At 73.1% G+C, this 6,124-nt stretch carries 5 protein-coding genes; 3 read left to right on the top strand and 2 right to left on the bottom strand.

Annotated elements, in window-relative coordinates:
• Both ACSNOC_RS26730 and ACSNOC_RS26725 read right to left on the bottom strand, forming a co-directional pair.
• On the bottom strand, positions 1–2,192 hold a 2,192-nt coding region (locus tag ACSNOC_RS26730), incomplete at its 3' end, for a SpoIIE family protein phosphatase (protein WP_436750146.1).
• A gap of 241 nt (positions 2,193–2,433) precedes the next feature.
• Complete coding sequence (locus ACSNOC_RS26725) at positions 2,434–3,093, bottom strand: hydrolase (RefSeq protein ID WP_436750145.1); 660 nt, start codon at positions 3,091–3,093, stop codon at positions 2,434–2,436.
• A 163-nt stretch (positions 3,094–3,256) separates the two neighbouring features.
• On the opposite strand from ACSNOC_RS26725, the gene ACSNOC_RS26720 reads away from it, so the two are divergent.
• The 3 genes from ACSNOC_RS26720 to ACSNOC_RS26710 all read left to right on the top strand — a co-directional run bounded on the left by ACSNOC_RS26720 (position 3,257) and on the right by ACSNOC_RS26710 (position 6,011).
• Positions 3,257–3,724: a MarR family winged helix-turn-helix transcriptional regulator gene (locus ACSNOC_RS26720; RefSeq protein ID WP_436750144.1), complete on the top strand. Its 468-nt coding sequence runs from the start codon at positions 3,257–3,259 to the stop codon at positions 3,722–3,724.
• A 152-nt stretch (positions 3,725–3,876) separates the two neighbouring features.
• Positions 3,877–4,515 (top strand): ATP-binding protein, encoded by a 639-nt coding sequence (locus tag ACSNOC_RS26715; protein ID WP_436750143.1) that lies wholly within the window; start codon positions 3,877–3,879, stop codon positions 4,513–4,515.
• A gap of 38 nt (positions 4,516–4,553) precedes the next feature.
• Positions 4,554–6,011, top strand: coding sequence for an APC family permease (locus ACSNOC_RS26710; RefSeq protein WP_436750142.1), 1,458 nt, complete (start codon positions 4,554–4,556; stop codon positions 6,009–6,011).
• The last annotated feature ends 113 nt before the right edge of the window (positions 6,012–6,124 follow it).

Below are 6,124 nucleotides of genomic sequence, written 5' to 3'. Positions count from 1 at the left end.
GGGTAGGTGGTGGTGCCGTCGGGGTGGGTGATGGCCGGTGGGGGGTGGCCGGCGCTGGCGTGGGTGAAGTGGCCGGTGACGGGGTCGTAGACGCCGTACAGGCAGGTGGCGAAGCGTTCTTCGCCCAGGTCGGCGACGATGGCGTTGAGGTGGTCCAGGATTTCCTCGGGCGGCAGTTCGAGATCGGTCAGGGTGCGCACGGCGGTGCGCAGGCGGCCCATGGTGGCGGCCTCGGCCATGCCGTGGCCCATCACGTCCCCGATGACCAGGGCGACGCGGGCGGCTGACAGCGGGATGACGTCGTACCAGTCGCCGCCGACCTCGGTGGCGGCCCCGGCGGGCAGGTAGCGGGCGGCGCTGACCGCCGCCGGCAGGGCCGGCAGGGCGCGGGGCAGGAGGGCGCGCTGGAGGGCGCGGGCGCGGGTGACGGCTTCGTCGTAGAGGCCGGCGCGTTCCAGGGCCTGGGCGATCAGCCCGCTGACCGCGGTCAGCAGCGTCCGTTCGTCGTCGTCCAGCCGCCGGGGGTGGTCGAAGGAGACCGTGACGGTGCCGATGTCGTGGCCGGGGACGGACAGGGGCAGGAAGGCCCACGCCTGCTTGCCGCCCAGCGCCGCGAGATCCGCCGTCTCCGGGAATGCCTGCCGGTATGCCTCCGGGGAGTCGAGGAACTGCGGTCCTCGGGTGCGCAGCGCCTCGGACAAGGGAGTCGCCACCTCGGTGGGCAGGCCGTGGAGCTTTTCGAGGAAGTCGGCCGGGTAGCCGACGGATCCGACGACGCTGACCCGGCCGCCCTCCATCGCCAGCACCGTCAGGCCGTCGGCGCCCAGCGCGGGCAGGATGCTTTTCGCGACGGCGGCGACGACGTCCCGGGCGGTGACGGCTTCCGCGAGGCGGCGGGTCAACTGCCCGACCAGCTCGGCTCGTTCGGCCGCCGCGCGCTGGGCTGCCGCCCGCAGGCGCCGTTCGGTGATGTCGGTGATGTAGTACGTCAGCCCCTCACCCGGCAGGGGCACCAGCCGCACGTGGTACCAGCGGTCCCCGCCGGGCCAGGGCGTGTCGAACCCGCCCGGCGTTCCGGTGGCGACGGCCTCCCGGCTGCGCTCCTCCAGACCGGGCACCTCACGGACGGCCGGCACGTCCCACAGCCGCCGCCCCGTCAGCCCGGCCGCCCGGCCCAGCAGCCGCTGAGCCGCCACATTGACGAACTCGATCCGCCACTCCGCGTCCACCGACAGGAAACCGTCGTTCATGTGCCGCAGCGCACGGCTCACCGACTCCGACGCCGCGTGTGCCCGCGAGGTGTCCCAGATCGTGCCGAGCTGGCGCTCCACCTCGCCGTTCTCGTCCAGAGCCACCCCGCTGCGCACCCGCACCCACGCGTAGGTGCCGTCGTCCCGGCGCACCCGGAACTCGTACTCGATCGGGCGCCGGGTCCGCATCGACTCCTCGCTCATGGGCAGCACCCAGGCGCGGTCGTCCGGGTGGAAGCGGTCCACCCAGGTCTCGATCCGGCCGTCCAGATTCTCGGGGGCGACGCCGATCTGCTTCAGCAGCGTTTCGTCCAGGCTGATCATGCCGGCGCGCGGGTCGAAGCTCCAGGTGCCGACCGACACCGCGTCCAGCGCCTGCCGCTGTCCCGGCCCCGGCTCGGCCGCCAGCATCGCCTCGGGCACCGCCTCCGGCTCCGGCGCCACCCGCCGCACGCGCCCGCCCGCCCACCGGCCCACCGCCAGGAAGAACTCCCGCGATCCCGCGTCCGGCTCTCCCGCCGACGGCGGCAACACCAGCGACAGCGCGCCGAACACCCGCTCCGGCACCATCAGCGGCACCGCCACGATCTGAGCGCCCTCCGGCACACCCGGCAACCGGTCGGGCAGCTCACGCCCCTCGAACCCCTGCTCCGGCGGCGCGATCGCCGGCAACCACACGAACCCGCCCTCGCGGAACGCCCGCGCCGGCGCCGACGCGCCACTCTTGGCGACGTCCCGCCAGTAGTCGGTGAAGACCGGGGGCAGCCCCGTGGCCGCGATCAGCCGCAGCGGCGCCCGCTCCTGCGATCCCGCCTCCGGATGCGCCATCCCGCCCAGTGCCCCGAACTCCACCGCCGCGTGCTGCAACGCGGCGGACAGCACCTCGCTGTCGCCCTGCTCCTCCCCCATCTCCTCCAGCATCCGCAGCCGCTCGTCCCGCACGGCCGCCTCCATCCCGCCCCGCCCGCGACGCGGAACACATCCAGAGAACACAAAAGAGATGAAAACCCTATCAATGGGATCCTATGCCGGGCCGATCGGAGACGCCCCACGAGCACCCGCCCGCGACCGGCCCGGGGCCGCGGGCGGCAGACGGATCCCACCGCCGGCGCCGTCGGTGGCACCGGCGCCGGCCGGGCGGCGACGGCGGGGACCGCGGCCCGTCACCGCCCGGCCTGACGCCTCACGCGCCGGCGTCGGGGACGGGGGTGTTGAGGAGCTGCATCTCCCAGGCGAAGGCCACGCCGCTGCCACCGCCGTGCTGGGCCTGGATGGCGGCCAGGTCCTGGAGCGCCGCCTCGCGGGCCCAGTCGCGCTGCAACTCGCCGGCCACGGCCATCCAGGTGATCGGCACGACGCCCGCCTGGACCATGCGCCGGACGGCCATCTCGTGGGCCTCCGTCGAGACGCCCCCCGACGCGTCGGTGACGACATAGACCTCGTAGCCGTCGCCCAGCGCGTGGATCGCCGGCATCGCCACGCAGATCTCCGTCCAGAGACCGGCGATGATCAGCTTCTTGCGCCCGGTCGCCGCGACGGCGTCCACGACGCGCTGGTCCTCCCAGGTGTTGATGGTCGTCCGGTCGATCGGCTCCTGCTCCGGGAACACATCCTGAAGTGCCTGTACGAGGTTTCCGCCGCGCGCCCGGAGGACCGTGGTGAGGATCGTCGGGACCCCGAACGCCTTGGCGGTCTTGGCGAGACCCACCACGTTGTTGACGATCGCCCCCGGGTCGTGGCTGTGGAGATTGGCGAACTGGAACGGCTGGTGGTCGATCAGCACCAGGACGCTCTCCTCGGGCGTCAGCAGCGCCTGAAGTCCGGTCTTGGGCACCGTGCTCATGGAATGTCCTCTCAGAAAACCGCTGGGCTCCGCGCCCCCCGGCCTGCTTGGTGACGCGTCATCGACATTACCCAGCGCTAGATGTCACGTCAACCAAATCCCGGGGAACCACGGCCCACCGGAAAGCAGATGATGGATCAACGATCCTGTTAGGCTCGATCGCATGGATCCCACACCCCAGTGGCTTTCCCCGGCGGAACAGGACGCCTGGCGCAGCTTCGTCTCCATGCAGCACAAGCTCGCCAACCGCCTGGCACGCCATACGCAGGACAGGTTCAACCTGTCCGCCGCCGACTACACGGTCCTGGCCGAGCTCACGGACGTCCCGGGCGGGCGCCTGCGCTTCCAGGAGCTCTGCCGGGCCGTGGAGTGGGAGAAGAGCCGGATGTCGCACCACATCGCGCGCATGGCGAAGCGCGGTCTGGTGGCCCGGGAGGAGTGCCCCGAAGACGGGCGCGGCGCGGTGGTGGTCGTCACGCCCGCCGGCCGGGACGCGATCACCGCGGCGGCGCCCGATCACGTCGAGGCCGTGCGCCAGTTGTTCATCGCGCCGCTCACTCCCGAGGATCTGCGCACGCTCGCCCGGATCTCGAAGCGCATTCTGGAGCGGCTGGAGGAGGTCTCCCTCTGAGGCCGCCCGCCCGGCCGGGCCCGGGAAGCGCCCACGGGCGGCGGCCCCCGGCAGGTCGTAGGCTGGACCGACCAGGAAGTTTCGCCGGGAATGCCGGTTTCTGCGGTGACACCCCGGTTCCCGGCCGGTCGAGCGGGAGGACGGAGACGGCTGTGGCCGGCACGCCTGAGGGGGGCCCGAGGGCGCGTCCCGACTCCGTGCGGGCGGGACGGCTGCACACGCTGGAGACCCTGGACAACGACCTGGGCGACGCCGACGTCCTGCGGGCCGCCCTGCACCACGCCGCCGGCGAGCTCGGCGGCCTGTGCGAGACCGTCACCACCGCCCTGCTGCCGCCCGGCCACCGCGCCGCCGACGACGCCGCCCTCCTCGTCGCCCGCACCCACCGGCTCGCGCCCGAGTCCATCGCCACCTGGCCGCTGCCCGAGGACCCCATCGCCGCCCGCCAGGCCCGCGAGCACGTCCGGCGGCGACTGGCCGCCTGGGACCTCGGGGAACTGGGGATGACCACCGAACTCATCGTCAGCGAGCTGATCGGCAACGTCGTCCGCCACGCCAAGGGCCCCATCCACCTCCGCCTGCTCCGCAGCCGCACCCTCACCTGCGAGGTCTCCGACGCCAGCCTCACCACCCCGCACATCCGGCACACCTCCGCCACCGACGAGGGCGGTCGCGGCCTGCAACTCGTCGCCACCATGGCCCAGCGCTGGGGCACCCGCCACACGGCGGACGGCAAGGTCATCTGGACCGAACAGCCCATCCCGGCGGACACCGGGGGCGACGAGGGGTAGTTTTGCCCCGCTATCCCCAAATGCCCGATGGAGGTGTGATGACCCTGCGCAGGGCGGCACGCGGACAGGACACCGAAGAGCGGGGCATGGGCGGGAACCTCGGGCTCTTCGCGGTCACCCTCATGGTCGTGGCGACGACCGCGCCGCTGGCGGTCGTCGCGGGCGTGACCCCGCTGGGGATCGCCCTGGGCAACGGCGCGGGGGTGGCGGGCACGTTCCTCGTCGTGGCGGCCGTGATGCTGCTGTTCAGCGTGGCGCTCTCGGCGCTGTCACCCCATGTCCGCAGCTCCGGCGCGTTCTACTCCTACGTGGGGCGCGGCCTCGGCCCGCTGCCGGGCGCCGCCACCGCCGGAGTCTCCTGGGCCACGTACACGGCCATCCTGCTGGCGGTCTACGCCTACCTGGGCGTGCAGTGCTCCGCGTCGGTCGTCCTGCTGAACGGGCCGGAGCTCGACTGGTGGGTGTACTCCCTGCTCGGCCTGGCGGTCATCGCCGTGCTGGGCTACCACCGCATCGACCTCAGCGCCCGGACGCTCGCCGTGGCCCTGGCCCTGGAGATCGGGATCATCACCGTCGTGGACCTCGCCGTGCTGTTCCAGGGCGGCGCGGACGGCATCCGCGCCACGGGCCTGACCCCGGACAGCGTCTTCCCCAGCGGTTCGGCCTTCACGGTCGCCGCCATGTTCTGCGCCATCGGATTCCTCGGCTTCGAGATCTCCCCCGTCTTCCGCGAGGAGGCCCGCGCCCCCGACCGCACCGTGCCGCTCGCGACCTACTGCGCCATCGGCTTCACCGGACTGTTCTACGCCGCCTCCGCCTGGCTGGTCTCGCTGGCCTGGCCCGAGGACGCCCTGGCCGGGGCATCGATCGAGGGCGCCCCGTTCCTCCTCGGCGCCGCCGAGTCCTTCGTCGGCACCACCGCCGCCGACCTCATCCAACTGTTCCTCACCACAAGCCTGTTCGCCTGCGCGCTGTCCCTGCACAACGTCCTGGCCCGGTACGACAACGTGCTGGGCCGCTCGCGGATGCTCCCCGCGGCGGTGGGGCGCGTCCATCCCCGGCACGGCTCCCCGTACACCGCGTCCCTCGTCACCACCCTGGTGACGCTCGCCGCGTTCGGCATCATGATCCCCGCCGGTCTCGACCCGGTCACCGCGATCCTCGCCTGGTTCAACGGCATCGCCGCGCTCGGCTTCTTCACCCTGCTGTGCCTGACCTGCCTGTCCACGCTGGTCTTCTTCACCCGCACCGGCACGGGCGGGCGCCCGTGGCGCACGCGGTACGTCCCGGCCGCCGGCTTCCTCGCGCTCCTCGCCCTCATCGGGGTGACCCTGCGCCACTTCTCCGACCTGGTCGGCAGATCCACCGCCTTCTCCGCCGCCCTGGCCGCGATCATCCCCCTCGCCGGCCTCCTCGGCCTGGCCCGGGCCCTCCACCTGCGCACCCGCCACCCCACCCACTACGACGCGGTCCGCGACCTCACCGTCAGCCGCTGAACTCCCCTCCCCGAGCGCGCCGACGGCCCCCGCATCCGGCCATCGGGGGTCAGGGGCAGGCGCTTTCCGGACGGCGGCAGGCGCAGACGGGTGCGGGGGCGGGGTGGTGGGGG

The sequence above is a fragment of the Streptomyces sp. URMC 129 genome (assembly GCF_051386415.1).
Lineage (GTDB): Bacteria > Actinomycetota > Actinomycetes > Streptomycetales > Streptomycetaceae > Streptomyces.
The sequence above is the reverse complement of the archived record's forward strand: the minus strand, read 5'-3'. Positions and strand labels throughout refer to the sequence as shown.